We start from the raw sequence: 25,516 nt of genomic DNA, 5'->3' as shown, positions 1-25,516 counted from the left end.
ACTTAGAACGGAGAGAGATTAAGGAAGAGCCGTTGTAACCAGCCCATGTTTTGCGCCTCATTAATATAGCCGTTACCGACATATTCGATGCGTGCATCCGCAACCTGGGTTGAAGGAACCGAGTTGCTTCCACTGATCGTCCTTGGGTTCACCACACCAGAGAAACGAATAAATTCGGTTCCCTGATTAATCGCTATCTGCTTTTCACCGACAACATGCAGGTTGCCATTGGCCAACACCTGCCCCACCGTCACCGTAATCGTTCCACTGAAGGTGTTGTTGGCGTTAGCGCCGCCTTGACCGGTGAAATCATTTGTTCCTGTCGCATCCAACGCGGCGCGGTTGTTCCCCAACGGACCTTCAAGATAGCGAGGCGTCGTCGCCAATCCAAACGTTGACGATCCGTTACGGCTGGCATTCGCGGATGAGCTTTTGCTGGCGCTCACGTTTTCCTGCAACACAATAGTCAGCGTGTCGCCGACGTTACGCGGACGGCGATCCTCAAACATCGGTTGATAACCGTAGTTCATCGGCTGGACCGTCTGAAAAATAGATCCGTTCGGACCGGCCAGCGATGGCGCAGCCGGTTGAGCCGTGGTCGGTCCGGTTACAACTTTATCATGTGGAATATAGGCGCAGCCGTTGATGGTTAACATCGCGATCAATACCAACAGACGAGGTCGGCGGAGTTGGTGGGTAACAACCGACTTTGCATTCATCATCACTACGGATATCGCCTTAAATTGAAGATATTTCACTCTATTCAGGAGCAACGGCAGCACCCTATCTTGACGCAGGTGACTTTTACAGGTTCTGCCATTCTCCTTAACCACGATAGATTACAGCTGAGTCAATTTCTGCAACATCTGATCAGAAGAAGAGATCGCTTTGCTGTTGATTTCATAGGCACGCTGAGTCTGGATCATCGATACCAACTCTTCAGCCACGTTAACGTTAGAGGTTTCCACATACTTCTGGTACAACAAACCCGCGCCATTCAGACCGGGGTTGCTTTCATTCGGCGCGCCGGAGCTTGCCGTTTCCAGATATAAATTCTCGCCGATGCTTTCCAGTCCACTGTCATTGATAAAGGTCGTCAGCGTTAACTGGCCAACCTGAGTCGTGGCGGTCTGTCCCTGCTGGGTGACGCTGACAATACCGTCGCGGCCAATGGTCATTTCGATGGCGTTGGCCGGGATCGTGATCGCCGGTTGCACCAGAAAACCGCTGGACGTGACCAACTGGCCATTGCCATCCAACTGAAAAGCCCCGTCACGGGTATACGCGGTTGTACCATCCGGTAACTGAACCTGGAAAAAACCCTGCCCTTTAATCGCCACATCCTTCGAGTTTCCCGTTTCAGAGAACGTCCCTTGAGTATGTATGCGCTCAGTTGATACCGGGCGAACACCGGTTCCCAGTTGCAAACCTGAAGGCAACATGGTCTGTTCTGATGACTGGGCGCCGGGCTGACGAACAGTCTGATACATCAGATCTTCAAACACCGCACGCTGACGCTTGAAACCATTGGTACTGACGTTCGCCAGGTTATTGGAAATAACATCCATATTGGTTTGCTGGGCATTCAGACCAGTTTTTGCAATCCACAAAGAACGGATCATCTCGTCACTCCTGTGCGCTCATTAGCGCTTAACTCATTGCTAATATCTGATTAGCACGTTGGGCATTATCATCGACGCTGCTGATCACTTTCATCTGCATTTCAAAGCGTCGGGCGTTGGCGATCATATCCACCATGGTATCAACCGGATTCACATTACTGCTTTCCAATACGCCCGGCATAACACGCACCGTAGGATCGTTGGGCAGTACATTACCGCGCTGCTGCTGTGCTTCAGGCGTAAGCCGGAATAAGCCATCATCAGATCGCGCCACTTCCTGACCGGTAGCCTGAACCAGTTTCAACCGGCCTAACTGCGCGATGGTGTTTGGCGGATCACCTGCGTTCAACGCGGAAATCGTCCCGTCCGGCGCAATGGTAATCTGCGCCTGAGGCGGGATCTCAATAGGGCCGCCATCGCCTTGCACCAGGTTTCCCTGGATCATCAACTGACCATCGGCGTTAATCTCGATATTACCGTTGCGGGTATACGCTTCACTGCCATCCGCCGCCTGAACCGCCAGCCAGCCATCTTTCGATACGGCAACATCCATCGCACGCCCTGTGTAGTCCATGACGCCCTGCGTCATATCCGCACCGGGCGTGGACGCCACGACCAGTGTCCGGGTGGGTAATGACAACCCGTTCACAGGTACTGCGCGCAGAGCCGAAAGTTGCGCCCGAAACCCAGGCGTCGACGCGTTAGCCAGGTTGCTGGCGGTAACGGCCTGCTGATTCAGCGTCTGACTTGCCGCGCCCATCGCGGTATAAATAGCATGATCCATGCAATATCCCCGTTAAAACAATTAACGCAGGCTAATCAGTGTTTGCAGAATGGCATCCTGCGTTTTGATAGTCTGCGAGTTAGCCTGATAGTTACGCTGAGCCACAATCATATCGACCAGTTCTTTACTCATATCAACGTTGGAGCTTTCCGTCGCCTGACCAATCAGCTTACCCACATTGCCGGTGCCGGCCAGGTTAACCACCGCCTGCCCTGAGTTATCGGTCGCGGACCAGACATTATCGCCCTCTGGCGACAAACCTTCAGGGTTAGCGAAGCTGGCAAGCACAATCTGTCCCAGAACCTGTTGCTTCTGGTTGGAATAGGTGCCGACCACCGTGCCGTCGTCATTGATGCTATAACCCGTCAACTCGCCAGGCGCATAGCCGTTCTGAGTCGGGGTCTTGGTGTTGCTGTCGCTGTTTTGTTGCACACTGCCGGCAAAGTTGAGCGTAAAGTTGCTGGCCGTCGAACCATTCAACGAAGCCATATTGATGGTAATTGGCGTGGTGGTTGTCAACGCGCCATTCGAATCAAAACTTAAACTGTAATTCTGGAATGCCGTGCCAGCGCTGGTATCTTGTACATGGACATCCCACTGGTTGGCGGCTGTCTTAACAAAATACAGCGCAAAATCATGGGCGTTGCCCAGACTGTCATAAGTGGTGATAGACCCTTTGTAATTCGAGGTATCCGCCGGATTCGCCGCATCCCAGGTCATTGCATCATCAGAAGAATTGAGGTTGGCGATAATCGAAGCCACCGTGGTCGCCTGGGCTGCCATGGCATCCTCAGGGATACTCAGCGCGACCGGATCGGCCCCCTGCTGGATGGTCGGCGGCGTACCGGTGGCCGGATAGCCGGTCAACTGCATGCCTTGCATATTGACGATATTACGAGAGCCATCAAGCGTAAACTGACCGTTACGGCTGTAATAGATGGAACCATTGGTATCCTGAACGCGGAAAAAGCCATTGCCGCTGATGGCGATATCCAGATCGCGCGAACTGCTGGTAACGGTGCCGTTACTGAAATCCTGCATAACCGCCGCAACCTGCGTTCCCATCCCGACTTTGGAACCTGCGAACATATCAGCAAAAGATATTGTACCGGCCTTGAATCCGACGGTTGCCGAGTTAGCGATGTTGTTGCCGATCACATCCAGATTATTGGATGCTGCTTTTAAGCCACTGACGGCCTGTGAAAAACCCATGTTACTTTCTCCAGATAAATTGATTAACCAACACGCCAGTCACTCAACAGCGCTGGAATGGTCGAAATTGGATGACGGTTACAGGATCTGCCGTACATCTTCCAGCGTAGCTTTACCGCGCAGTCCGAGATCCAGCAGCGCCCCGGTATCATTGCTGGTCACGCTATTGACCAATGCATAATTCAGCGGTTGCACCACCTGTTGCGCGCCATTGCTGCTGGCGGCGATAGCCACCGTGTACGAACCGTCCGGCGCCACCGTACCGTCCGACATCTTGGCGTCCCAGTTAAAGGAGTGTACGCCGGCGGACAAGGCGCCCAGATCCAGCGTCTGAACCACTTTGCCCGTGCTGTCGCTGATCGTCGCCGTAACGGTATCCGCGGCTTGTTCCAGTTCTAATCCGAAAGGCGTGGTGGTTTCATTACCAACCAATACGTCTTTTCCAGGCACCATCACGCCACGGCCAATCAGGGTTGTTGCCTGCAACGATTGATTGTCGTTGATCTGACCGGAAATGGAACCCAAGGTGGTGTTCAGTTTCTCAATACCGCTGACGGTATTGATTTGCGCCAACTGAGTTAATAACTGATTGTTATCCATCGGGTTGGTGGGATCCTGATTCTGCAACTGAGCCACCAGCAGCGTCAGAAATTGGTTTTGTAGATCGACACCGGAAGTGCCGTCTGTAGTCGTCGACGCTGTGCTGCTCGTTTGCGTTGCCGAACTTGTATCATTAATGGTAATTGACATGCCAACCCCCGATTACTGTCCCATCGTCAGCGTTTTTAACATCATCGCTTTCGTCGTGTTCAATACTTCTACGTTTGCCTGATAACTGCGCGAGGCGGAAATGGTGTTAACCATTTCCGCTACCGGGTCGACATTCGGCATACGAACATAGCCTTGCTCATTCGCTAACGGGTTGCCTGGTTCATAGACCAAACGCTCCGGTGACGGATCTTCAACCACGCCGGCGACACGCACGCCGCCGGTGGACTGACCTGGCGCCGCGTTCACCTCAAACACCACCTGCTTGGCGCGATAAGGTTCCCCATCCGGGCCGGTGACGCTGTCGGCATTCGCCAGGTTACTGGCGCTGACGTTCAGACGCTGAGATTGCGCGGAAAGTGCGGATCCAGAAATCTCGAATATATTTAATAACGACATAAAACCTTACCTTTCATCACGCTACTATCATGAACCAGACTGCAATACCGTCATCATGCCTTTGATCTGACCGCTCAGAAGAGTCAGGCTGGATTGATATTTCAGGCTATTATCGGCAAAATTGGTACGTTCGCGGTCCATATCGACAGTGTTGCCATCCAGCGCGGGCTGATCGGGAACGCGGTATAACAGGTCAAGCTCCGGCGGCTGCATATTCTGCGCAGGTATATGCCGAACCGACGTGGTTTTCAGCGCAATACCCGTGCCGCTTGTCCGGCCTTGCTCCATCACTTTATTAAGCTGGCTGGCGAAATCGATATCCCGCGCCTGATAACCCGGTGTATCCGCATTCGCTATATTCGCGGCCAGAATTTCCTGCCGCTGGGCACGCAAGTTCAACGCTTCCTGCTGAAACCGTAACGAGGCGTCTAATTTATCGAGCATGCTCCCTCCGCAAGTTAGAATTTAGAGCAGATAGGATAATTCTCATTATGACGATGTCATCGAATGAATAGACATAAAATGCAGCGCTATTTGTTGCCTTAACCTTGCGCTTTAGCCATTAAACTAGCGCACAGATTTACTGTTATCTGGAGACCGCCGATGAAGAAACGGAGTAGCATCATGGGGCTACTGATCTGTCTGGCTGCATTACTCAGTGCTCATGCTGCGGCAGGCGATCTTTCGGCGCAGATAAATCAATTTTTTTCCGCTCGTTATCAGGGAAGTTCTCATAGCGTCAATGTCGTGGTGAAATCGCCGGAATCACAATGGCCGCAGTGCGAAAACCCGCAAATATCCTTACCGGGGCATACCCGAACCTGGGGCAATATCAGCGTCTCTGTGCGGTGCGATCAACAACGCAGGTTCATCCAGACCGAGGTACAGGTAACCGGGAACTATGTGATCAGTTCGCGTGTCATCAACCGCGGCGCAAAACTGGAAGCCGGGGATCTGCGTCTGAATAAAGGCCGCCTTGACCAATTGCCGCCGCGTACCATACTCACATTGCAAGACGCGGAAGGAGCAATCGCGCTACGCGATCTGACGCCGGGCCAGCCGATCACCGCAGCCATGTTGCGCAGATCATGGGTGATAAAGGCCGGTCAAAATGTTCAGGTCCGTGCGCAAGGCGAAGGCTTTACGGTCAATAGCGAGGGTAAAGCCATGAATAATGCCGCGATAGGTCAGTCGGTCAGAGTCAGAACGGCATCGGGACAGATTGTAAGCGGCATTGCTTCCGAGGATGGGATTATTCTTATCTTACCGTAATTTATTAAAGGTTTTTTGACCTTTGCCGATGATATAGACAAGATAGTTAACGGCCATATTTTCTTTCAACCGGAATGTAGCAGATATCTACATGTATCGGTTTGATAATTAACCTATTTTATCCTCAAAATTAGAGGGACTGATAATGAGTATAGATCGTACCCAGCCGCTTAAACCGGTTAGTCAGGTGCAGCAGCGTGAATCTGGCGAGATAGCCAAGCCGCAGCGTAAACAAACTGAAGCGCAGGCAGAAGTCAGCGCCACCCAGGTTAAACTCAGCGATGCGCAAGCCAAGTTGATGCAACCAGGTACCAATGATATCGATATGAAACGGGTTGAAACGTTGAAACAGGCTATTCGTGACGGTTCACTGAAAATTGATGTCGAAAAAATCGCGGATGGATTAATTAAAGACACTCAGGACTTCTTAGCGAGTAATTAATCATAATGGAAAAGTTACAGACGATTCTGGATCAGTTGTTGCACAACCTGGATGAACTCCAGAAAGTCATGTCTGATGAGCAGACTCAGCTTTGTGCCGGAAGCATTAACAGTAGCGCGCTGCAAAAAATCACGGAGAAGAAAAGTTCGTTACTGGCAACAATGCAATATCTGGAACAGTGCCGCCATGAAGAAGAGTTGGCAATCCATCTGCAAGCGCCTTATGACCGCATTGACGCATTGGCTGAGCGTTGGCAAAAAGTCCTGATGCTGACAAAAAATCTACGCGATAAGAATCAGCATAACGGACTACTGTTAAACCAGCACGTCGCCCACACGGATAAAGCCCTCCAAATACTAAAGCCACGTCACGGGCAAGGTTTATACGGCCCGGACGGTCAGGCCAAAGGCACCAGCATTTCTGGTCGAAAAATCAGCATTTAATGCCGAGAACCAGCACGCGGATATTTCATGATGCCAGCGTTCGTTCTTATTCCTAATAACCAGAAATATCTATCATTTATAGTTGACCGATAGGCTGTTGCTTATCACATTCAACGCCCGATGCAACCTGCCGCCGCCCTCAATATAGTATATGAAGCGAAACTCACTGTTGGCTGGCAGCCCACTAAAGCTTCGCGTCCGCCCGCTTCCCCCATCCAACGCCACACACCGCTGAGGCGTACAAAGCTTGACTTGCAACCCCGCCGGTTGAGGCGACGTTGTCTGATACTCCCAATAGACTACCGAAATGGTGCTCTTACCGCCCGCTTGCAAATTAGGCGAAGGCAACAACGCCGCAGACGCAGCAACGACACCACGGTGCTCCAGCACTACTCCGCTTTTACTCGCATTCCATGCGCCTGGCGTGGCGCAAGCCAGACCAGGGACAAGGAAAAGCAGACAAAATCTCAGAGCAAGCGTCATTGCGCCTCACCTATGATTGACGTCATACGAATTTGCCGACTATCACTGATTTCAAGATTAGAAAGCACCGCAATATTCGGCAAACTACGGTGCAGAAAACGAGCCAGTAAACCACGTAACGCATGGTTCACCAGCAGAACCGGTGGCGCGCCCAACATTTCCTGGCGCTGTAGCGCCTGCTTAGCTTGAGACAACAAGCGATCAGCCAGACCGGGTTCCAATCCGCCGCCGCCCTGAAGCGCTTGTAATAATAAACGCTCAAGCGAACCTTCAAGCCCAATCACCTGCAACTCGGCGTTGCCTGGGAACCACTGCTGGGTAATCGCCCGCCCTAACGCCACGCGCACTACGGTTGTCAATTCATAGGGATCGGGCTGTACCGGCGCATGTTCAGCCAATGTTTCGATGATGGTGCGCATATCACGGATAGAGACACGTTCGCTTAACAGATTCTGCAAAACTTTATGCAAAGTCGTCAGGGTCACGACACCCGGAATAAAATCCTCCGCCAATTTGGGCATTTCTTGCGTCACGCGATCCATTAATTGTTGAGCTTCCTGTCGACCAAACAGTTCACTCGCATTCACGCTGATTAAGTGATTAAGATGCGTGGCAACCACGGTACTCGCTTCTACGACGGTATATCCCTGGGTCTGGGCCTGCTCCTTCAACGCGTTTTCTATCCAAACCGCAGGCAGACCAAAGGCAGGATCCTGAGTGACCTCGCCAGGCAAGTCGCCTACCGCATTACCAGGGTTGATTGCCATCCAACGACCGGGGTGCGCTTCACCACGGCCAATTTCCACCCCTTTCATCAAAATGCGATAGCCGGCAGGTTGAAGTTCGAGGTTGTCGCGAATATGCACCACCGGGGGCAAATAACCCATTTCCTGCGCGAATTTTTTCCTGATACTGCGAATACGTCCCAACAACTCGCCATCCTGTTGGGCATCAACCATTGGAATAAGCCGGTATCCCACTTCCATGCCCAGCGGATCTTCCAGTTGTACATCAGACCAGCTGGCTTCAACAGCCTGCTGTTTCTCCGGCATCACCGGCGCCATGGACGCGGCTGGCGCTTTCTGTTGTTCGCCACGCATCCACCAGGCCATGCCCAGTAATGTGGCAGTAAAAAGCAGAAAGACAAAGTTAGGCATGCCGGGTACTAAACCAATCAGCCCCAGAACTCCGGCGCTCAATACCATGACGCGCGGATTATTAAACAGCTGGGTCACCATTTGCTGTCCAACATCCTGATCGGTACTTACCCGCGTCACGATCACACCGGCGGCGGTGGAGATAACCAGCGCGGGGATCTGAGCCACCAGGCCATCGCCAATGGTCAACAACGTATAACTTTCAGCCGCCTGTCCAACCGGCATATCATGTTGAATGATGCCGACCAGCAGCCCGCCGACGATGTTAATCACCATAATCATCAAACCGGCGATGGCATCACCGCGCACAAATTTGCTGGCGCCGTCCATCGAGCCATAAAAATCCGCTTCTTGTGTGACTTCCGAACGTCTTTTTTTCGCCTCTTCTTCACCAATCAATCCGGCGTTAAGATCAGCGTCAATGGCCATCTGTTTACCCGGCATTCCATCCAGTACAAAGCGCGCGCCCACTTCAGCAATACGCCCCGCGCCTTTGGTGATAACCATAAAGTTAATCAAAACCAGAATGATGAAGACCACGATACCGATGGCAAAATTACCGCCGACCAGAAAATGACCAAATGCTTCAACCACCTTCCCTGCCGCCGCCGTGCCGGTATGTCCTTCCAGCAAAATAATACGGGTGGACGCGACGTTAAGCGACAAACGCAATAAGGTCGAGAACAGAAGAATGGTGGGGAATGCGGCGAATTCCAGAGTACGCTGGGTAAACATTGCCACCAGCAATACCATGATGGAGAGTGCGATATTAAACGTGAACAGTAAGTCCAGAACAAAAGGCGGCAGCGGCAGCACCATCATGGACAAGATCAGCAGGATCAATACAGGTCCGGCCAAAATTTGCCACTGAGAGCCCTTAAAGTTAGTCGGTAAACGCAGCATAGAGGCCAGATTAGCCATCAGTTAGATTCTCTTTAGCAAAATCCAGTGCATCTGGCACCGGTAGATGTTTAGGTTTTCTCGGAATCAATCCACCTTCACGCTTCCAGCGTTTCAGTTGATAAACCCAAGCTAAGACCTCTGCAACCGCAGCATACAAAGCAGCCGGTATATGATGACCGACTTCAGAATGACGATATAACGCACGCGCCAATGGCGGCGCTTCAAGAATAGGGATCCGGTGTTCCGCGCCTAACTCACGAATACGCAACGCAATCTCACCCGCGCCTTTTGCCAACACTTTCGGCGCGTTCATTTTTTTCTCATCATATTGCAGCGCGACAGAATAATGGGTTGGGTTAGTGACAATCACATCGGCTTTGGGGACATCCGCCATCATTCGCCGCTGCGCCATTGCTCGCTGCTGCTGACGAATTCGACCTTTAACATGCGGATCGCCTTCATTTTCTTTATGCTCGTCGCGGATTTCCTGCTTAGTCATGCGTAATTTTTTGATGTGGCTCCAAATCTGCCAGAACACATCGAAAGCCACCATCGGGACAAGACCGAGAATTACTAGAAAGCCGCAAAAAACCGCCAGATTTAATGCATTTCCCAGTGCCGCTATCGGCGGCTCTGAGATTAAATGCAACATTTTTGGCCAATTATATATTAAAAAACAGGCTGTTATGATGCCAACCATTGTTGACTTCAAGATAGCCTTAAACAGTTCCGCCAATGCCTGAGAAGAAAACAGGCGCTTTAATCCTGAAATTGGATCCAATTTCTTCAAATCGACTTTTAACGACTTGGTGCTGAATAAGATCCCGCCCAATAACATCGGCGCCGATAATGCGACCAGAATACATCCCAGCATAATGGGAATCAGCGCTGATACCGCTTGTCGCAATAACACCCCGACGTGGCGCAGCATCTGACTATCGTCACCTATCGTTTCGTAATCAAAAGATAGTCCCAGGCTAACCACTCTCGCCAATTGATTAGCCATTGTTTGTCCGCCCATCCAGAGAATGGCCAATCCCGCCATCATCATCAGAATTGAAGTTAATTCACGGGAACGGGGGATCTGGCCTTCTTCACGCGCCTTCTCCTCTTTATGGGGAGTGGGGGATTCTGTTTTTTCCAGATCACTATCTTCAGCCACTACGACGTTCCTGTTATTACTCTTGGGATAGAGATTTGCTGCCTAGCATGACAAATACAGGGGGATTTTATGGCTGGAACAACGAGAGAAACCTGCGTTTCTTTAACGGATAGTCATTAAGAACAGATAGTCACTGAGCAGAAAGGGAAATCTGATTTAGGCTATTTATGGTCATAAAATTGACCATAAATAGCCAGAGCAGTGTGGTGTTCCATGAACACGACACAAGAAAGCAAGTGGTGCGTCTTTCTTTCGTAATGCCCTGGTAAAACTAGAAACCGAGACTATCCAGAAGATCATCCACCTGATCCTGACTCGATACCACACCAGCCGCATTTTTATCCAGTTGAGGGCCGTTCAACAGACTGTCGTTGGCGCGTTTAGGCGCATCAGGTTTTTCAGGCATATTTTCCAATAGCACCATCAGGAGTTGTTTCTCTATTTCCTGAATAACATCCATCATGCGTTTGATGACCTGACCGGTAAGATCCTGGAAGTCCTGGGCCATCATAATTTCCAGCAGTTGCGCGTTGGTAAATGAGGTATGTTCGGGAACGCCCTCAAGATAGCTGCGCGTATCCGTTACCAGTTCACGGGCATCAGCCAATTCAATCGGGTTTTCAAACCACTGATCCCAGCGAACTTTCAACGATTTGGCGTCAGCCTCCAATTGATTCTGACGCGGTTGTGCCGCTTCGACACAACTCAATGCCCTTTCTGCGGCCTGAGCCGTCATTTGCACAACATAATCAAGGCGATCGCGAGCATCAGGAATGGCTTCCGCGGCTTCGGCGATCGCATTATCCAGCCCTAATTCACGCAGGCTGTCACGCAGCATACGGGTTAACTGACCAATACGAGAAATAATCTCTGTTGCCGAAGCTGTATCACTGACAGACGGCATCGGATGCGAATGTGGCGTCATAAGATCCCCTTACATACCCAGTTTTTCGAAAATCTTACTCAGCTTCTCTTCCAGGGTAGCAGCAGTAAATGGTTTAACTACATAACCACTGGCGCCAGCCTGCGCAGCAGCAATAATGTTTTCTTTCTTCGCTTCCGCAGTTACCATCAATACAGGGAGCTTAGAGAGCGCGCCATCTGCGCGGATGGTTTGCAGCAATTCCAGACCATCCATATTGGGCATATTCCAGTCAGAAATGACGAAATCGAAAGTGCTGGCACGAAGTTTATTTAGCGCATCAGCGCCGTCCTCCGCCTCTTCCACGTTATTAAAGCCCAACTCTTTTAGTAAATTGCGGACGATTCGGCGCATCGTCGAAAAATCATCCACTACTAAAAATCTGAGTTCTTTGTCGGCCATACCTACTCCTAAAATATTATTTGCTCACCGAGAGCCGCTTATTATATACGTAATGCCTGTCCGGCAGAGATTTGCGCCAGCATACGCTGGCTGACCTGGTGTAAATCCACCACTTCGTCGACGCCCCCCATCGCGATAGCTTCGCGTGGCATACCAAACACCACGCAACTTGCTTCGTCTTGCGCCAGGGTATAAGCACCGGCTTGATGGAGCTCCAGCATACCGGCGGCTCCATCATTTCCCATTCCTGTCAGGATCACTCCCACAGCATTACGTCCGGCGAATTGTGCAACCGAACGAAATAACACATCAACCGATGGGCGGTGGCGGTTAACTGGCGGACCATCATTTAAACGCACCTGATAGTTCGCTCCACTACGAGCCAATTCAAGATGACGCGCGCCAGGCGCTATATAAGCATGGCCCGGCAATACACGTTCCCCATCCTCAGCTTCTTTCACCGTGATCTGACATAATTTATTCAGACGTTCAGCAAAAGATTTGGTAAATCCCGGCGGCATGTGCTGAGTAATCAGCAACGCCGGACTTGTCGGCGGCAATGGTTGCAGAACGTGACGTATCGCCTCCGTTCCACCTGTCGATGCACCGATAGCGATCAATTTCTCACTGCTCAGCAACGGCATATGTTGGATGATTTTGGCTGGCTCAGCCAGCGAGCTACGCTGTGGCAACCGGGCTTTTGCCGCCATACGTATCTTTTCTGCAATCAGTTCGCTGTATGCCAGCATGCCTTCACGAATGCCCAACTGCGGTTTGGTGACGAAATCAATCGCGCCCAGTTCCAATGCCCGCAATGTAATTTCCGAGCCCTTACCTGTCAGAGAAGACACCATCACCACCGGCATCGGTCGCAGACGCATTAATTTTTCCAAAAAATCCAATCCATCCATACGCGGCATTTCAACATCCAGCGTTAAAACCTGAGGATTAAATTTTTTAATCAAGTCACGGGCAACTAATGGGTCTGGCGCGGTTGCAACCACTTCCATATCTGGATGGCTGTTAATTATTTCAGTCATGATCTGACGCATAAGGGCAGAATCATCGACACATAATACTTTAATTTTACTCATTATCTTTCCTTCGCCAGTCCGTAAACAGTTTGCCCACGCAAATAAAATTCCCGGCTGATCTGGCTGAAATTCTCTGAATGTCCGGCAAATAGCAATCCGCCTGGTTTAAGCATCGGAACAAAGCGGCGCAAAATGCGCTCCTGCGTCTCTTTATCGAAATAAATCATCACGTTACGACAGAAAATCGCATCGAACGGTCCAGGTATCGACCATTCGGGAGCCAACAAATTTAATTGCTGAAAATGTACCATCGATGCCAGTTCCGGGCGGACACGGACAAGCCCGCTGTGCGGGCCTGTACCGCGTAAAAAAAACCGCTGTAATTGCTGGGGAGAAAGGGAACGCAGTTCTTCCTGACGGTATATGCCAGCGGTCGCTTTCTCCAAAACCTGAGTATCTATGTCGCTCGCCCAAACCTGACAGCCGCTGGCTTTATTGCCAAGCGCCTCCGCTAGCGTCATCGCCAGCGAATAGGGTTCTTCACCTGTCGATGCCGCGGTACTCCAGATGGTATAGCCATTGGGACGCTGGCGGACATGTTCGGCCAGAATAGGAAAATGGTGCGCCTCGCGAAAAAAAGCGGTCAGGTTGGTTGTTAGTGCATTGATAAACGCCTGCCACTCCGCACTGTTATGATCAGATTCCAGCAATGCCAGATATTGACCAAAATCGTTTATGCCGAGCAAACGCAAACGTCTGACCAAGCGGTTGTAAACCATCTCCCTCTTATGATCGGCCAGTACGATACCGGCGCGCTGATATATCAATTGGCTAATCCGTCGGAAATGCACATCCGACAGCGGTAGCCTGTCAACCATCTGCGTCAGAATAGAGGCAGACTCAGGGCGATTTTGCGATGGTGTACTTTTCATATCAAACCGCTCGAATATCAATTTTTGCTATGGTTTTTTCCAATCTGAACGTTCCCTTACAGCTGTTGCAGGTTTTCTTTCTATCATTTGCCGGATGATCAGTGTTGCTACTTTAAAATCAGGCATCCGACAGCGTATTGGTCACACCTTAGCGATTAGTTAGTCAAACCGGGCAATCGCTCGATTTTGACCAACTACATATTCAGAACTCCCTTCCACACTGAACATCAAACCTCTCCAGTGTGAATGATAAATTTTATCCATAATGTCTTTAATCTATGCTGCAAACTAAGCATCTATTTGACGTCTAGCCGTGCATTCAACACATACCAAAGACATTTGAGTCTGCTCATCAGAATAAAGCTTTGTTTCTGATGAGCAGAATAATGACGCGTTCATTTAATTCAACGCGGCATGGACTTGCGCCAGTTGCTTAGAATGTTTCCCAATTGTCAGTTGAGGAACCCTCTTTTACTTTTTTAGTCGCCTGGGCAGAAGACGCCAGCAAAGCCGGCTTCTGACTATTTACTGTTGGTACGCCCGCCCCTCTGTTATATGCACCAGCATCTTCAGAAAGACGGAATACCGCCACCGCCTGATTCAGGATACGGACCTGCTCTTCCAGCGCAATCGCCGCTGATGCCGACTCTTCAACCAACGCGGCGTTCTGCTGGGTTACCTGATCCATTTCAGTTATAGCCTGACCAACCTGATCAATGCCTTTACTTTGCTCATCAGAAGCTGATGCGATCTCACCCATGATGTCAGTTACCCGAGTCACAGCGCTGACAATTTCGCCCATTGTCTCGCCAGCGCTTTCAACTAATACAGATCCTTCATCGACCCGGCTGACAGAATCTTCAATTAAACTTTTAATTTCTTTCGCTGCCTGGGCGCTGCGTTGCGCCAAATTGCGAACTTCGCCGGCAACAACGGCAAAACCACGGCCTTGTTCCCCTGCTCTGGCGGCCTCAACTGCGGCATTCAGCGCCAATATATTGGTCTGGAAAGCGATACCGTCAATCACGCTGGTAATATCAGCAATCTTTTGTGAACTTCCTGCGATATTTTGCATCGTTTTCACAACATTATCGACAACCTTGCCACCGCGCTGCGCCGTCTCGGAGGCGTTTAACGCCAACTGACTGGCCTGACGCGCATTCTCCGCATTCTGCTTCACCGTGGCGGTCAGTTGTTCCATACTTGCCGCGGTCTCTTCCAGCGCTGAAGCCTGCTGTTCAGTGCGAGAGGAAAGATCGTTGTTCCCCGCGCTAATTTCCGTCGCCCCGGTATAGATGGCATCAGCACCCAGTCTTACCGCACTTACCGTTGTGGTAAATTCGTTCTGCATATGGCGAATGCTGTCCGCCAATATGCCCATTTCATTTCTGCTACTGAAATCAATACGCTTGCTCAGATCGCCTTTGGCGATATGCCGGATATGCTCGACAATATTGTTCAGCGGAGTAATCAGCAGTTTCTGGATACCAAACCAAACGGCAATTGCCAGCGCGATAACAATAACGATTACCGATCCCAACACCCATAAGGCTGAATTATAGGCCGCATTACTTCTGGCGACGTCCGCATTGTACAGATCTTCGCTATCAACCTTATAAGCGTAATACGCTTTTTCAAAATTATCCTGGAAGCTTTGGGTAGGCTGAGAGAGAAATTTATTCAATTCACCCGTTTTTAAGAACAGGATCAATTCTGTCAGCGCAGCGTTCAAGTCAACATAGTTTTCTTTTACCGTGTTAGCGGCGTCCGCATTCTGCCTACTGTTTAGCGGTATTCCCTCGTATTTAGTAAAATATTCGTTTGCAACCGCAAGTTGCTTTGTTGCGGAAACCAGGAGATCATTTCCCGAGCTTCCCGCGCCACTGTTACCAGTAGGATCCAGCGCAAAACGGCTACCTGCCCGATTAAGCGTATTACGTGTTTGCAGCAAATATGACCACGCAGAATCCAATTCAGATTTTTTCTGATTAAGAATTCTTATCGAAGTAAAAATGTCTTTATCGTTTTTTAACGTATTGAAGAATAATCCCCCGGAAACAAGCTGGAGAGCCCCAAATAACACCAAAACAAGCATCAAACCAGTAACAACTTTCATACGGTTAAACATATCATTCCCTTTGAAAAAAAAACCACCAATAATATCGGTATCCTATTGAATATATTTATAAATTTTTTAATTAGAAAACACAGCCAGGACTAAAAACAGCTGTTGGGCCACCATGTGACCCAACAAAATACGCAAACGATAATCAAATTTTCGCGACACTATCCACTAATGCCATTTCTTCACTGCTGAGAAGTTTCTCGATATCGACCAGAATCAGCATCCTTTCACCCAGAGAACCTAATCCCGTCAGATATTCCGTGGACAAGGTAACGGCGAACTCAGGCGCCGGACGGATTTGATCTGCGGTCAATGACAGCACGTCAGATACACCATCGACGACGATCCCAACAACTCGCTGTCCAAGATTCAGGACGATAACGACCGTGTTGTCATCATAATCAACTTCTTGTTGAGCAAATTTAATTCGCAGATCAACGATCGGCACAATGACACCGCGCAGATTGGTTACCCCTTTGATAAAACCAGGCGTATTAGCAATACGCGTTACCTGATCATAGCCGCGTATTTCCTGCACTTTTAAAATATCAACACCGTATTCTTCGTCACCCAGTGTAAAAATTAAGAACTCCTGTCCTACAGTCTCACCGGTTAGTTTCGTGACGCTTGCAAGTCCAGTCATGTTTTTCACCCTTTCAATTATCTGTTTTGTTATTAAGCAGCAGTTTCAACCACACGCTTCTCTCGATTAAGCGCCTGCAACGCTGAAACATCCACGATCAGCGCAACACTACCATCGCCCAAAATAGTCGCGGCTGAAACACCTGGCACCTTGCGATAGTTACTTTCTAAATTCTTGACGACCACCTGATGCTGCCCAATCAATTGATCCACCAGCAAGGCATAGCGACGTCCCGCGCTTTGTAAAATAACAACGATGCCTTGAGTCGCATCGGTTTTGGCGCCGTCAACATCAAAAATATGATACAACTCAACCAGTGGTAAATATTCGCCACGCACCTGGAGTACTCGCTCACCACCAGCCAAGGGATACAAATCTTCCGCCTGTGGCTGTAATGATTCCATTACGGCATTGAGCGGCAGGATAAACACTTCGTTATTCACCTTGACGGACATACCATCGAGGATGGCCAGTGTTAACGGCAACAGGATCCTGATAGTCGTGCCTTTACCGGCCTGGAAATGAATTTCGACGTGACCGCCCATTTCCTGAATGTTACGTTTAACCACATCCATGCCAACGCCGCGACCGGAAACATCCGTCACTTTTTCTGCGGTTGAAAAGCCCGGCGCAAAAATCAACATGCCGACTTCTTCATCAGACATGCTGTCGCTTACCGCAAGCCCTTGGGAAAGCGCTTTGGCTAAAATTCTTTCGCGATTAAGACCAGCGCCATCATCCACAACTTCGATGCAGATATTGCCACCCTGATGTTCAGCAGATAACGTCAAATTACCTACCGCGGGTTTACCTACTGCAATTCGCTTTTCAGGCGACTCGATGCCATGATCCAGACTGTTACGAACCAGGTGCGTGAGTGGGTCAATAATGCGTTCGATCAGGCTCTTATCCAGTTCGGTTGAACTTCCCGACAGCGTAAGTTCGACTTGCTTATCCAGCTTGGCCGCCAGATCGCGAACCAAACGAGGGAATCGGCTGAACACATATTCCATTGGCATCATACGAATCGACATCACCGACTCTTGCAGATCGCGGGCATTACGTTCCAACTGCCCCATGCTATTCAGCAAGTCGCCGTGGGCAACGGGATCAAGCTCGCTGGAGCGTTGCGCCAACATAGACTGAGTAATAACCAGTTCGCCAACCAGATTGATTAACTGATCCACCTTTTCTACCGCTACGCGAATGCTGGTATCACCTGTTTTGCTTTTCTTGGGGGCCCCTGGCGCGGCATGCGCTTTTGGCGCCGCTGCTGGTGTAGCCGCCGGTTTTTCTGGCGCCGGAACCGCTGCCACCGGCACATCAGGCTGTGGTGAAACGTTGACCGCGGGAGCGGCAGGCTGACTTTCTTCAACAGGATGAAAATGGATCTGCTCCGGTTCAAGCACAAAACACAGCACCGCGCTGATATCATCCTCGCTTTCAGATGTAACCAGAGTAACTTCAACGCTGGTTTCCGTCTGATGGGGATCTTTCACCGTCCCCAGATTGCCCAATTCTTCAAGCATCTGCGGAATTTCCTGAGATTTCAGTCCGGTGAGTTCAATTCGCATCTCACCTTTTCCCGCAGAAGCCACCTGCTTAGAGGATGCGGCCCCCTGCTCAGTTTGAGCCGCAGCCTGGTCTTGGGCCGCACCGTTTTCAGCCTGGGACTCTAATGCCAGTTGGCGCAGAGCCTGACAGATATACTCAAAGCTCTCGGCGTTGGGTTCCTGTGCGGTTTTATAAGCGTCCAACTGATCCTGCATAATGTCTTTTGTTTCCAGAAACAGGTTAATGATATCGGTGCTAAGGCGCATTTCGCCGCGCCGCGCACCATCAAGTAGGTTTTCTAAAAGGTGAGTCGTTTCCTGTAAAACAGTAAAACCAAATGTCCCTGCGCCCCCTTTTATCGAGTGGGCGGCACGAAAAATGGCATTCATTTGTTCCGTATCTGGTGTCTGAGGATCCAACAGCAACAGATGCTGTTCCATATCCGCCAGTAATTCGTCTGCTTCATCAAAGAATGTTTGATAGAAAGCACTCATATCCATGCTCACGTGGTCACCTCTACTGTGAATCGCGGCTTATTGTGAAGGCGTCGCCTGGCTATCCGGCGCAGCAGGCAACGCAGTAGTCGGCTGTTGACGCTCTGGAGCAGCAACTCCGTTATCGGGTTGCGGCGGAATTTCTTCACCACTACCACTCATATTATTACTGTTTTCGGCAGGCGGAGTGGTAGGTTTAGCTTTTTCCAACTCCAAATTTTGTAAATCCTCCGCCCCATCGATATTAGTCGATACGCTCTCGGCATTTTCGTCTTCGATACTCTTTTGCGCTTCTTTATTAAGCACTAACAAACTGATACGCCGGTTGACCGCATCATTGCCAGTGACAGAATGTTTCAAATTCATCGTTGCCGCCATACCAACGACACGAAGCACTTTTCCTTCCGCCAAGCCACCGGTTATCAATTCTCTACGCGAGGAGTTCGCACGATCGGCGGACAGTTCCCAGTTACTGTAACCGCGCTCGCCCATCGCGTACTGAACATCATCCGTATGACCGGAAATGCTCAATTTATTCGGGATATCATTCAAAATCGGGGCGATGGCACGCAGGATATCCCGCATATAAGGCTCGACCTGCGCACTGCCGGTTTGAAACATCGGGCGATTCTGGCTATCAATGATTTGAATACGTAAACCTTCATCAATCATTTCAATCAACAGATGTGGACGTAACGCCCGCAAGCGGGGATCGGCCTCAATAAGCTGATCGAGCCTTTCCCGTAACTTTTTCAGACGCTCCTCATCCAATCTGCCTTCTGTATCCATTTTAATGATCTTTCTCACTTCGCCTTCCTGCTGGGTCGGATCATTCCCGCCCCCAGGGATCGGGCTTGAGCTTTCGCTTGATTTAGACCCTGACGTTAATGCAACTTTTAATGGTGTACGAAAGTATTCGGCAATCTGCGCCAATTGCGATGGCGTGGAAATGGCAATCAGCCACATGACCAGGAACAAGGCCATCATCGCGGTCATGAAGTCAGCATAAGCAATCTTCCACGAACCGCCGTGATGGGCGCCGTGTCCAGACTTACGCTTTTTGCGAATAATCGGATGTTGATGTTTCATGCGTCACTATCCGACGCCTGTTGAACCGGTGATTTCACACGGCGAATGTGCTCTTCCAATTCGGTAAAGGAAGGACGCTCCGTGGAGTACAAGGTTTTGCGGCCGAACTCTACGGCGATCTGCGGAGCATAACCATTGAGACTGGAAAGCAATGTCACCTTAATGCATTGTAATATCTTGATTTTTTCAGCATTCTTCTGGCGCAATAATGAAGCCAGCGGCGACACGAAACCATACGCCAGTAATATACCCAAAAATGTCCCCACCATCGCATGCGCGATCATCATTCCCAACTCGGCAGCGGGACGATCAACATAAGCCAACGAATGCACGACGCCCATTACCGCAGCAACGATACCAAAGGCGGGAAGTCCATCCCCCATCAGGTTAAGACTGTTTGCAGGCACTTCGCTCTCATGCTCTACCGTTTCAATCTCTTCATCCATTAACGTTTCAATTTCAAACGCATTCATGTTGCCACTTACCATCAAACGCAAATAATCGGTAATGAATTCAACGAGATTTTTATCGTTCAGGATGCTGGGATAACTGGAAAAAATTTCACTTTCATTAGGATTATCAATATCAAATTCCAGAGACAACATGCCTTGCTGCCGGGACTTGGCCATCAGACGAAACAACAGCGCCATCAGGTCCATATACAGTACTTTGCTATATTTTGACTTCTTGAACAGCATTGGTAAGGCGCGTCCCGTCGCTTTGATTGCCTTGCCGTTGTTGCCGACGATAAAGGCCCCCAGCGCCGCACCACCAATAATGATCAGTTCCGATGGTTGGTAAAGCGCACCCAGGGCCCCACCGACCATGAGATAACCGCCAAGTACCGAGCCAACGATTACGATATAACCCAATATAACCAGCACAATAAATCCTTATAATAAAAGGGTGGGCGGAGAGTGAGAAAAAGCGCAGTGTATGCAGCCAGGGATACATGAGGAGAAACCTACCACTGTCCTTACTACAAACAGTGATAGATTCACAAATCGCTACCACAGGCTAGGCTTAGACTGCGTGTTTTACCTGTTCATCCAGCAGTTGAGGTATTATATCGGCAAGATTTTGTGAAAGTTTACGCCTTTTTACCGCTCTGGAAGGCGGCTGGCATAAGCTACAAACAAAACTGTTTTTAGGCTGATGAGCATGGGTAATGAACATACCGTTACAGCAGTTACAGCCTGAAAGCTGCAACATACCACTGTCGACAAAGCGAACCAATGTCCATGCTCGTGTCAACGCCAGTAACGGAGAGTCACTTCGTGGTGAACATTGTTCCAAATAAAGGCGATAAGATTTGATGACTGCTTCAACACCGCTACATTGCCCGCTTTTCTGTAAAAAACTGTAGGCGTTATAAAACATTGATGAATGGATATTCTGTTCCCAAGTCATAAACCAATCAGTTGAAAATGGCAGCATTCCCTTTGGCGGCGGACTTCCTCTAAGCTCTTTATACAGTTTAATCAAGCGTCCACGGCTTAACTGCGTTTCACTTTCCAACATCTGTAGACGAGCCCCAAGAGAAATGAGCTCCATCGCTAACTGAATGTCTTTTGCTTCCTGAACAATACTTTTCTCCGCCATTACTACGCCCTTTTCTTAGGCAGGTTCTCTTCTTTCGAAGTTAACTGTTGTAATAAGTGACTCGACAGCAAAATTCCCGTATGAATCTGTTGTAAATCGTCCACCCGTGATTCTTGAGTCAAGCGTTTGATTGTATTGTGATCATCAAAACGGAAATGACATATCAATTGATTGGTTTCCGCCAATTTCACCATCTGCGGCAAAGTTAGCTGCATCAGCACATCGGCCATTGTTTCATCAATGCCCAAACGAAACATCGCTGACGCTTTTTCGTCATTAATTAAACGTTGAGCCAGTAACAAATAAGACAGATTAATGTCATAAATGTGTTTGAGTAATTCAGAGGTACCCATATTTCCCATCCCGACAGGCTATGTTTAAAACATAAGTTAGGTGATAGATCATATCGCCCAGTTCAAAAATCACTCTCCATTGATGGCATAAAAAACTTTTAGCGCCAGATATCGGTTACTATATTTACATTAATTTAATTTCTTATTAGAACAGTAATGCTGCTTACTGTTACCAACTTTCTCTATATCGCTTCGAATCCATTCGCCTTTTGCTAGTCAGACGACGTCATATTTATTGCCCTCTGACCAAGTATAGGATTAATCCTAAAACAGCGCAACTGTACCGCCTAATCCCTAGCACATACAACGCGAGCGAAGAGTGATTTTGACCATTATGTGATATTGATCACGCTTTTGGAAGAATTGTGTGCAATTTTTCATCTGGTAAGAGCTCTTTGATATGCAATTTTTATTCAAAAAAACGTATTAAACGTTACAAAAAACGTTATAAATAATATATCCCGGGAACAGTTTGCTTGCTATCTAAATGATAGGTAAATAAATTTTATCCCCTCCATCAATACACGCACTAACATAATGATTACTTTACTTACTTAAAACTAATGTTTTTAACCAAATATCTCCTGGTCTTACCCTTTTCGAACATAAACGATATTTAAGATCACAAAAAAATGACAATATCAAGCCTTTGGTTATCCATAGCGGTAGCGGCACGGAAAAAATAGGCGACTTTTTCTGTCGGCATTACTGACCTTCACAGCCAGCGGATGAAGAAAAAGGGAAATGATTACCTGATGCAGAGCGAAAGGGCTATTACCCAATTAGATTGCCGAATAGAAATTATGCTCTCCCGGATAATACCATTAAACAATAACCGCTACCTGAGCATAGTCATTGTATCCACGATCAGAAATATGACAGGTATAATAATCTTTAGATTTATGCACAGGCTATCATATAGAAATAAATTGATAGCAAGTCGGGAATTATCTTGTCGAAAAATTGAATACCAGAAATTATTTCCATCTAAGAAACTTTCACTCAAAAAAATGTAATACGTAAAGCATCGAATAACCCAATCAGAGTAGTCTTTCAAGATTGATGATAACTCACTTCACCGCTATAGCCTGATACGATCACGGCGCTTTGCCGATTTCAGCAGGTAAACCGTCATCACCGCGCGGCCTAAGTTCGGCAATCTTCAGATGCTATCTATTAACACCAGACACACCCAAATAAAGGCAGATCATTCTTACAATGAAAATGAATTCCCTATCACCAGGATAATTCTATTTTTCAAAATTAGAGAGATAAAAAAGATGATATCAATCAACCGTTATTCTTTTTTACTCTCATCTAACGACCTTCGCTTTGTATATTTTAACAACAGTTAAATTTTATTGGTGTTTTAAACATTTAAAAACGTGATCGAGATCTCGCTGAATAGCTTTAAGGTTTACCAGGATATGCCGATTGTATTCTGGTTAGCGTTTTAGATAATGACATGTCATCTGTGATGATTTTTAAACCAGGACACCAATATCGCCTGCCGGCGGTACGGTAAACATAATTATTCTCCTGAATATGAGCGAATGGATATGAAAATAACATCAAGGTCTGAACAGCAGGGTAACACTGGCTTGTTGAGTGACTTACGGCTTGTTCCTTTATTCGTCATTATTTTAGGCGGCATCATGCTGCTATTTGCCTTATCCATAGGGACGTCCAGTTATTTTTTACAACGCAGCAATCAGTCGCTGGCGGATGTTACTCAAGAGATTGATATCCGAATGGGGATATCGGATAGCTCCAGCCATCTCCGAACCGCACGTTTATTATTGATACAAGCCGCTGCTGCTGCGCGTATTGGTGATTCGGATGTTTTTAATAACAACCTGAAGCAGGCTCTACGCAGTGTGGAGCAATCAAAGCAATCTTTTCTGATTTATGAGCAACGCCCGGTTAAAACGCCCCAGGAATCCGCGTTAGATGCCGACTTGCGCAAAACCTACGATGCCTATGTCAATCAAGGCATCATGCAAATGCTTGAATCCGCAAAAGAGGGGCTGTTTGAAGAAGTGATTACGCTGGAATCGGAAGAGACCCGCCTCTTGGATCTGACCTACAACAAGCCGTTGCTGGAGGCGATGGCTTATCGAACACAACGCGCAAACGATCTGAATAATACGGCGCAAGCCAACTCCCTGTTAGGGTATACCTTGATGGGGGGCAGCTTCGGTATTGCTGCTGTATTAGCTCTTCTGACCTTCATGCTTCTTAGACGCGTGCTCATTAAACCAATAAATGACTTAGTCAGTCGGATTCAACGAATCGCGCAAGGCGACCTCACTCAGACACCTGACAAATATGGCAGAAATGAAATCGGTACGCTGGGCCAGAATGTTCAACAAATGCAGGCTTCGCTGGTAACCACCGTCACCACCGTCAGGGAAAGCGCAGATTCCATCTATCAGGGCTCAACAGAAATTACCTCTGGCAATACCGATTTATCTTCACGTACAGAGCAACAAGCCGCCGCGCTGGGACAAACAGCGGCGAGCATGGAACAGTTGACGGCGACAGTGAAGCAAAACTCGGAGAACGCCCACCACGCCAGTCAGCTTGCGGCGAATGCATCAGGTAAAGCCAGGCAAGGTGGCGATATTGTTGCCCATGTGGTCAACACCATGAATAACATTTCGGGTAGCTCCAGAAAGATATCTGAAATCACCAGCGTGATTAACAGCATCGCGTTCCAGACCAATATTCTGGCGCTGAACGCCGCAGTAGAAGCCGCCAGAGCGGGTGAACAAGGCAGAGGTTTCGCCGTCGTTGCCGGTGAAGTCCGCAATTTGGCGCAACGTAGCGCCCAGGCAGCGAAAGAGATAGAAACGCTTATCTCGGAGTCCGTCAATTTAGTTAACAGTGGTTCGGTATTGGTTGATAATGCGGGCCAGACAATGCGGGAAATTGTGAATGCCGTCACCAACGTTACCGATATTATGGGAGAAATTGCCTCGGCATCCGATGAGCAAAGTCGAGGTATCTCTCAGGTTGGTCAGGCGATCGCCGAAATGGACAGCGTGACGCAACAGAATGCCGCGCTAGTCCAGCAAGCTAGCGCTGCTGCCGCATCGCTGGAAGAACAAGCTGCCGTGTTGACTCGGGCGGTAGCAACATTTCAGTTATCCAGCCAACAATCTCAACGGTACGCCATGGCTCCCACAGCCCAATCAATGTTAACCGCAAAATCAAATGTCTCCCTGACGCTATCGGATCAAGGCGCCAAATAAGGTAATAATGACTGGGAAACGTTTTAATTCAGTAAGATAGCATCAACCGCCACAGGTATTGGCCACATCGGATGAAACCAATACCTGCAAGCGGTTATTTTTTAACAGGATTGACTGGCTCGACAAATGTTCCGTCTTTACTCTCCACTTCATTGAAGAACCAAATACCAGCAGGATAATCCTTAAGCGATACTAAATACATGGTTCCTTCCTGAAACTCTTCAATCGCCAGGATCACCCCTTCACGTCTGACTTCGCCATCTGTTTTTACCGTTACCAACTCATTGACTTTCATTATCTTTTCTCAAAAAACCGCATCAAAGGACAAACGCCGCCCTCATTCTTTCCGAATAACCCCGTTAGGTTTACCCACCCTCTACCAACGATTATTAGACAAACTCTCCCAACCTAAAGCGACCAATTACGTTAAACTAATTGTTTTTAGTTTTAATACAAGTGCGTAAC

General features: G+C 48.7%; 26 protein-coding genes. 4 read left to right on the top strand and 22 right to left on the bottom strand.

Annotation, left to right across the window (positions count from 1 at the left end):
• Window positions 1–2: 2 nt before the first annotated feature.
• The 7 genes from flgH to flgB form a co-directional block, all read right to left on the bottom strand.
• Window positions 3–719 (bottom strand): flagellar basal body L-ring protein FlgH, encoded by a 717-nt coding sequence (gene flgH, locus NC856_RS16145; protein ID WP_264091497.1) that lies wholly within the window; start codon window positions 717–719, stop codon window positions 3–5.
• Between the two features lie 120 nt (window positions 720–839).
• A complete protein-coding gene (gene flgG / locus NC856_RS16140; RefSeq protein ID WP_264091473.1) occupies window positions 840–1,622 on the bottom strand; it encodes a flagellar basal-body rod protein FlgG in 783 nt (260 codons plus the stop codon).
• A 28-nt stretch (window positions 1,623–1,650) separates the two neighbouring features.
• Window positions 1,651–2,406: a flagellar basal body rod protein FlgF gene (locus NC856_RS16135; RefSeq protein WP_264091472.1), complete on the bottom strand. Its 756-nt coding sequence runs from the start codon at window positions 2,404–2,406 to the stop codon at window positions 1,651–1,653.
• Window positions 2,407–2,427: 21 nt separating this feature from the next.
• Window positions 2,428–3,618 (bottom strand): flagellar hook protein FlgE, encoded by a 1,191-nt coding sequence (gene flgE, locus NC856_RS16130; RefSeq protein ID WP_264091471.1) that lies wholly within the window; start codon window positions 3,616–3,618, stop codon window positions 2,428–2,430.
• 78 nt (window positions 3,619–3,696) lie between these two features.
• Window positions 3,697–4,368, bottom strand: coding sequence for a flagellar hook assembly protein FlgD (flgD, locus tag NC856_RS16125; protein ID WP_264091470.1), 672 nt, complete (start codon window positions 4,366–4,368; stop codon window positions 3,697–3,699).
• Between the two features lie 12 nt (window positions 4,369–4,380).
• Window positions 4,381–4,785 carry a flagellar basal body rod protein FlgC gene (gene flgC, locus NC856_RS16120; protein WP_264091469.1) on the bottom strand — a complete coding sequence of 135 codons (405 nt, stop codon included), beginning with the start codon at window positions 4,783–4,785 and terminating at the stop codon, window positions 4,381–4,383.
• Between the two features lie 27 nt (window positions 4,786–4,812).
• The gene (gene flgB, locus NC856_RS16115) at window positions 4,813–5,229 is read right to left on the bottom strand and encodes a flagellar basal body rod protein FlgB (protein WP_113866736.1); all 417 of its coding nucleotides are present in this window, start codon (window positions 5,227–5,229) and stop codon (window positions 4,813–4,815) included.
• 180 nt (window positions 5,230–5,409) lie between these two features.
• On the opposite strand from flgB, the gene flgA reads away from it, so the two are divergent.
• The 3 genes from flgA to flgN all read left to right on the top strand — a co-directional run bounded on the left by flgA (window position 5,410) and on the right by flgN (window position 6,942).
• Window positions 5,410–6,057: a flagellar basal body P-ring formation chaperone FlgA gene (gene flgA / locus NC856_RS16110; RefSeq protein WP_264091496.1), complete on the top strand. Its 648-nt coding sequence runs from the start codon at window positions 5,410–5,412 to the stop codon at window positions 6,055–6,057.
• Window positions 6,058–6,202: 145 nt separating this feature from the next.
• Window positions 6,203–6,499 carry a flagellar biosynthesis anti-sigma factor FlgM gene (gene flgM, locus NC856_RS16105; RefSeq protein WP_264091467.1) on the top strand — a complete coding sequence of 99 codons (297 nt, stop codon included), beginning with the start codon at window positions 6,203–6,205 and terminating at the stop codon, window positions 6,497–6,499.
• A 5-nt stretch (window positions 6,500–6,504) separates the two neighbouring features.
• Window positions 6,505–6,942 carry a flagellar export chaperone FlgN gene (flgN, locus tag NC856_RS16100; protein ID WP_264091466.1) on the top strand — a complete coding sequence of 146 codons (438 nt, stop codon included), beginning with the start codon at window positions 6,505–6,507 and terminating at the stop codon, window positions 6,940–6,942.
• Between the two features lie 72 nt (window positions 6,943–7,014).
• Here the strand turns inward: flgN and NC856_RS16095 are convergent, their stop codons facing one another.
• The 14 genes from NC856_RS16095 to flhD all read right to left on the bottom strand — a co-directional run bounded on the left by NC856_RS16095 (window position 7,015) and on the right by flhD (window position 21,797).
• On the bottom strand, window positions 7,015–7,425 hold the full coding sequence (locus NC856_RS16095) for a flagellar protein FlhE (RefSeq protein ID WP_264091465.1): 411 nt from the start codon (window positions 7,423–7,425) through the stop codon (window positions 7,015–7,017).
• Window positions 7,422–9,503, bottom strand: a complete 2,082-nt coding sequence (gene flhA, locus NC856_RS16090; protein WP_264091464.1) for a flagellar biosynthesis protein FlhA — start codon at window positions 9,501–9,503, stop codon at window positions 7,422–7,424. The genes NC856_RS16095 and flhA overlap by 4 nt, the downstream gene beginning before the upstream one ends.
• A complete protein-coding gene (flhB, locus tag NC856_RS16085; RefSeq protein WP_264091463.1) occupies window positions 9,496–10,647 on the bottom strand; it encodes a flagellar biosynthesis protein FlhB in 1,152 nt (383 codons plus the stop codon). Before flhB ends, flhA begins: the two co-directional genes overlap by 8 nt.
• 271 nt (window positions 10,648–10,918) lie before the next feature.
• Window positions 10,919–11,572, bottom strand: a complete 654-nt coding sequence (cheZ, locus tag NC856_RS16080; RefSeq protein ID WP_264091462.1) for a protein phosphatase CheZ — start codon at window positions 11,570–11,572, stop codon at window positions 10,919–10,921.
• A 9-nt stretch (window positions 11,573–11,581) separates the two neighbouring features.
• On the bottom strand, window positions 11,582–11,971 hold the full coding sequence (cheY, locus tag NC856_RS16075) for a chemotaxis response regulator CheY (protein ID WP_113866752.1): 390 nt from the start codon (window positions 11,969–11,971) through the stop codon (window positions 11,582–11,584).
• 41 nt (window positions 11,972–12,012) lie between these two features.
• Entirely contained in the window at window positions 12,013–13,065 is a 1,053-nt protein-coding gene (locus tag NC856_RS16070) for a protein-glutamate methylesterase/protein-glutamine glutaminase (protein ID WP_264091461.1), read from the bottom strand.
• Window positions 13,065–13,937, bottom strand: a complete 873-nt coding sequence (gene cheR / locus NC856_RS16065) for a protein-glutamate O-methyltransferase CheR (protein ID WP_264091460.1) — start codon at window positions 13,935–13,937, stop codon at window positions 13,065–13,067. Before cheR ends, NC856_RS16070 begins: the two co-directional genes overlap by 1 nt.
• A gap of 433 nt (window positions 13,938–14,370) precedes the next feature.
• Window positions 14,371–16,065 (bottom strand): methyl-accepting chemotaxis protein, encoded by a 1,695-nt coding sequence (locus tag NC856_RS16060; RefSeq protein WP_264091459.1) that lies wholly within the window; start codon window positions 16,063–16,065, stop codon window positions 14,371–14,373.
• Window positions 16,066–16,207: 142 nt separating this feature from the next.
• On the bottom strand, window positions 16,208–16,705 hold the full coding sequence (cheW, locus tag NC856_RS16055; protein WP_264091458.1) for a chemotaxis protein CheW: 498 nt from the start codon (window positions 16,703–16,705) through the stop codon (window positions 16,208–16,210).
• Window positions 16,706–16,737: 32 nt separating this feature from the next.
• Window positions 16,738–18,753, bottom strand: coding sequence for a chemotaxis protein CheA (gene cheA / locus NC856_RS16050; protein WP_264091457.1), 2,016 nt, complete (start codon window positions 18,751–18,753; stop codon window positions 16,738–16,740).
• 39 nt (window positions 18,754–18,792) lie between these two features.
• The gene (motB, locus tag NC856_RS16045; RefSeq protein ID WP_264091456.1) at window positions 18,793–19,842 is read right to left on the bottom strand and encodes a flagellar motor protein MotB; all 1,050 of its coding nucleotides are present in this window, start codon (window positions 19,840–19,842) and stop codon (window positions 18,793–18,795) included.
• Window positions 19,839–20,726, bottom strand: coding sequence for a flagellar motor stator protein MotA (motA, locus tag NC856_RS16040; RefSeq protein ID WP_264091455.1), 888 nt, complete (start codon window positions 20,724–20,726; stop codon window positions 19,839–19,841). The genes motB and motA overlap by 4 nt, the downstream gene beginning before the upstream one ends.
• Before the next feature lie 139 nt (window positions 20,727–20,865).
• On the bottom strand, window positions 20,866–21,444 hold the full coding sequence (gene flhC / locus NC856_RS16035) for a flagellar transcriptional regulator FlhC (protein ID WP_264091454.1): 579 nt from the start codon (window positions 21,442–21,444) through the stop codon (window positions 20,866–20,868).
• A 2-nt stretch (window positions 21,445–21,446) separates the two neighbouring features.
• Window positions 21,447–21,797: a flagellar transcriptional regulator FlhD gene (gene flhD / locus NC856_RS16030; protein ID WP_113866772.1), complete on the bottom strand. Its 351-nt coding sequence runs from the start codon at window positions 21,795–21,797 to the stop codon at window positions 21,447–21,449.
• Window positions 21,798–23,350: 1,553 nt separating this feature from the next.
• Between flhD and NC856_RS16025 the strand changes: the two genes are divergently transcribed.
• Window positions 23,351–25,051, top strand: a complete 1,701-nt coding sequence (locus tag NC856_RS16025; RefSeq protein ID WP_264091453.1) for a methyl-accepting chemotaxis protein — start codon at window positions 23,351–23,353, stop codon at window positions 25,049–25,051.
• Window positions 25,052–25,145: 94 nt separating this feature from the next.
• On the opposite strand, the gene dsrB is transcribed toward NC856_RS16025, so the two are convergent.
• Complete coding sequence (gene dsrB / locus NC856_RS16020) at window positions 25,146–25,346, bottom strand: protein DsrB (protein WP_264091452.1); 201 nt, start codon at window positions 25,344–25,346, stop codon at window positions 25,146–25,148.
• Window positions 25,347–25,516 lie beyond the last annotated feature (170 nt).

Origin of the sequence: Brenneria izbisi (assembly GCF_025840185.1) — a bacterium.
Classification (GTDB): Bacteria; Pseudomonadota; Gammaproteobacteria; order Enterobacterales; family Enterobacteriaceae; genus Brenneria; species Brenneria izbisi.
This window is presented reverse-complemented; position numbering and strand designations above follow the sequence as displayed.

Bases quoted from the DNA above. Each gene is read 5' to 3' on its own strand.
- flgH (WP_264091497.1), bottom strand. From the start codon at position 719: ATGAATGCAAAGTCGGTTGTTACCCACCAACTCCGCCGACCTCGTCTG.
- flgG (WP_264091473.1), bottom strand. From the start codon at position 1,622: ATGATCCGTTCTTTGTGGATTGCAAAAACTGGTCTGAATGCCCAGCAA.
- NC856_RS16135 (WP_264091472.1), bottom strand. From the start codon at position 2,406: ATGGATCATGCTATTTATACCGCGATGGGCGCGGCAAGTCAGACGCTG.
- flgE (WP_264091471.1), bottom strand. From the start codon at position 3,618: ATGGGTTTTTCACAGGCCGTCAGTGGCTTAAAAGCAGCATCCAATAAT.
- flgD (WP_264091470.1), bottom strand. From the start codon at position 4,368: ATGTCAATTACCATTAATGATACAAGTTCGGCAACGCAAACGAGCAGC.
- flgC (WP_264091469.1), bottom strand. From the start codon at position 4,785: ATGTCGTTATTAAATATATTCGAGATTTCTGGATCCGCACTTTCCGCG.
- flgB (WP_113866736.1), bottom strand. From the start codon at position 5,229: ATGCTCGATAAATTAGACGCCTCGTTACGGTTTCAGCAGGAAGCGTTG.
- flgA (WP_264091496.1), top strand. From the start codon at position 5,410: ATGGGGCTACTGATCTGTCTGGCTGCATTACTCAGTGCTCATGCTGCG.
- flgM (WP_264091467.1), top strand. From the start codon at position 6,203: ATGAGTATAGATCGTACCCAGCCGCTTAAACCGGTTAGTCAGGTGCAG.
- flgN (WP_264091466.1), top strand. From the start codon at position 6,505: ATGGAAAAGTTACAGACGATTCTGGATCAGTTGTTGCACAACCTGGAT.
- NC856_RS16095 (WP_264091465.1), bottom strand. From the start codon at position 7,425: ATGACGCTTGCTCTGAGATTTTGTCTGCTTTTCCTTGTCCCTGGTCTG.
- flhA (WP_264091464.1), bottom strand. From the start codon at position 9,503: ATGGCTAATCTGGCCTCTATGCTGCGTTTACCGACTAACTTTAAGGGC.
- cheZ (WP_264091462.1), bottom strand. From the start codon at position 11,572: ATGACGCCACATTCGCATCCGATGCCGTCTGTCAGTGATACAGCTTCG.
- cheY (WP_113866752.1), bottom strand. From the start codon at position 11,971: ATGGCCGACAAAGAACTCAGATTTTTAGTAGTGGATGATTTTTCGACG.
- NC856_RS16070 (WP_264091461.1), bottom strand. From the start codon at position 13,065: ATGAGTAAAATTAAAGTATTATGTGTCGATGATTCTGCCCTTATGCGT.
- cheR (WP_264091460.1), bottom strand. From the start codon at position 13,937: ATGAAAAGTACACCATCGCAAAATCGCCCTGAGTCTGCCTCTATTCTG.
- NC856_RS16060 (WP_264091459.1), bottom strand. From the start codon at position 16,065: ATGTTTAACCGTATGAAAGTTGTTACTGGTTTGATGCTTGTTTTGGTG.
- cheW (WP_264091458.1), bottom strand. From the start codon at position 16,705: ATGACTGGACTTGCAAGCGTCACGAAACTAACCGGTGAGACTGTAGGA.
- cheA (WP_264091457.1), bottom strand. From the start codon at position 18,753: ATGAGTGCTTTCTATCAAACATTCTTTGATGAAGCAGACGAATTACTG.
- motB (WP_264091456.1), bottom strand. From the start codon at position 19,842: ATGAAACATCAACATCCGATTATTCGCAAAAAGCGTAAGTCTGGACAC.
- flhC (WP_264091454.1), bottom strand. From the start codon at position 21,444: ATGGCGGAGAAAAGTATTGTTCAGGAAGCAAAAGACATTCAGTTAGCG.
- flhD (WP_113866772.1), bottom strand. From the start codon at position 21,797: ATGGGTACCTCTGAATTACTCAAACACATTTATGACATTAATCTGTCT.
- NC856_RS16025 (WP_264091453.1), top strand. From the start codon at position 23,351: ATGGATATGAAAATAACATCAAGGTCTGAACAGCAGGGTAACACTGGC.
- dsrB (WP_264091452.1), bottom strand. From the start codon at position 25,346: ATGAAAGTCAATGAGTTGGTAACGGTAAAAACAGATGGCGAAGTCAGA.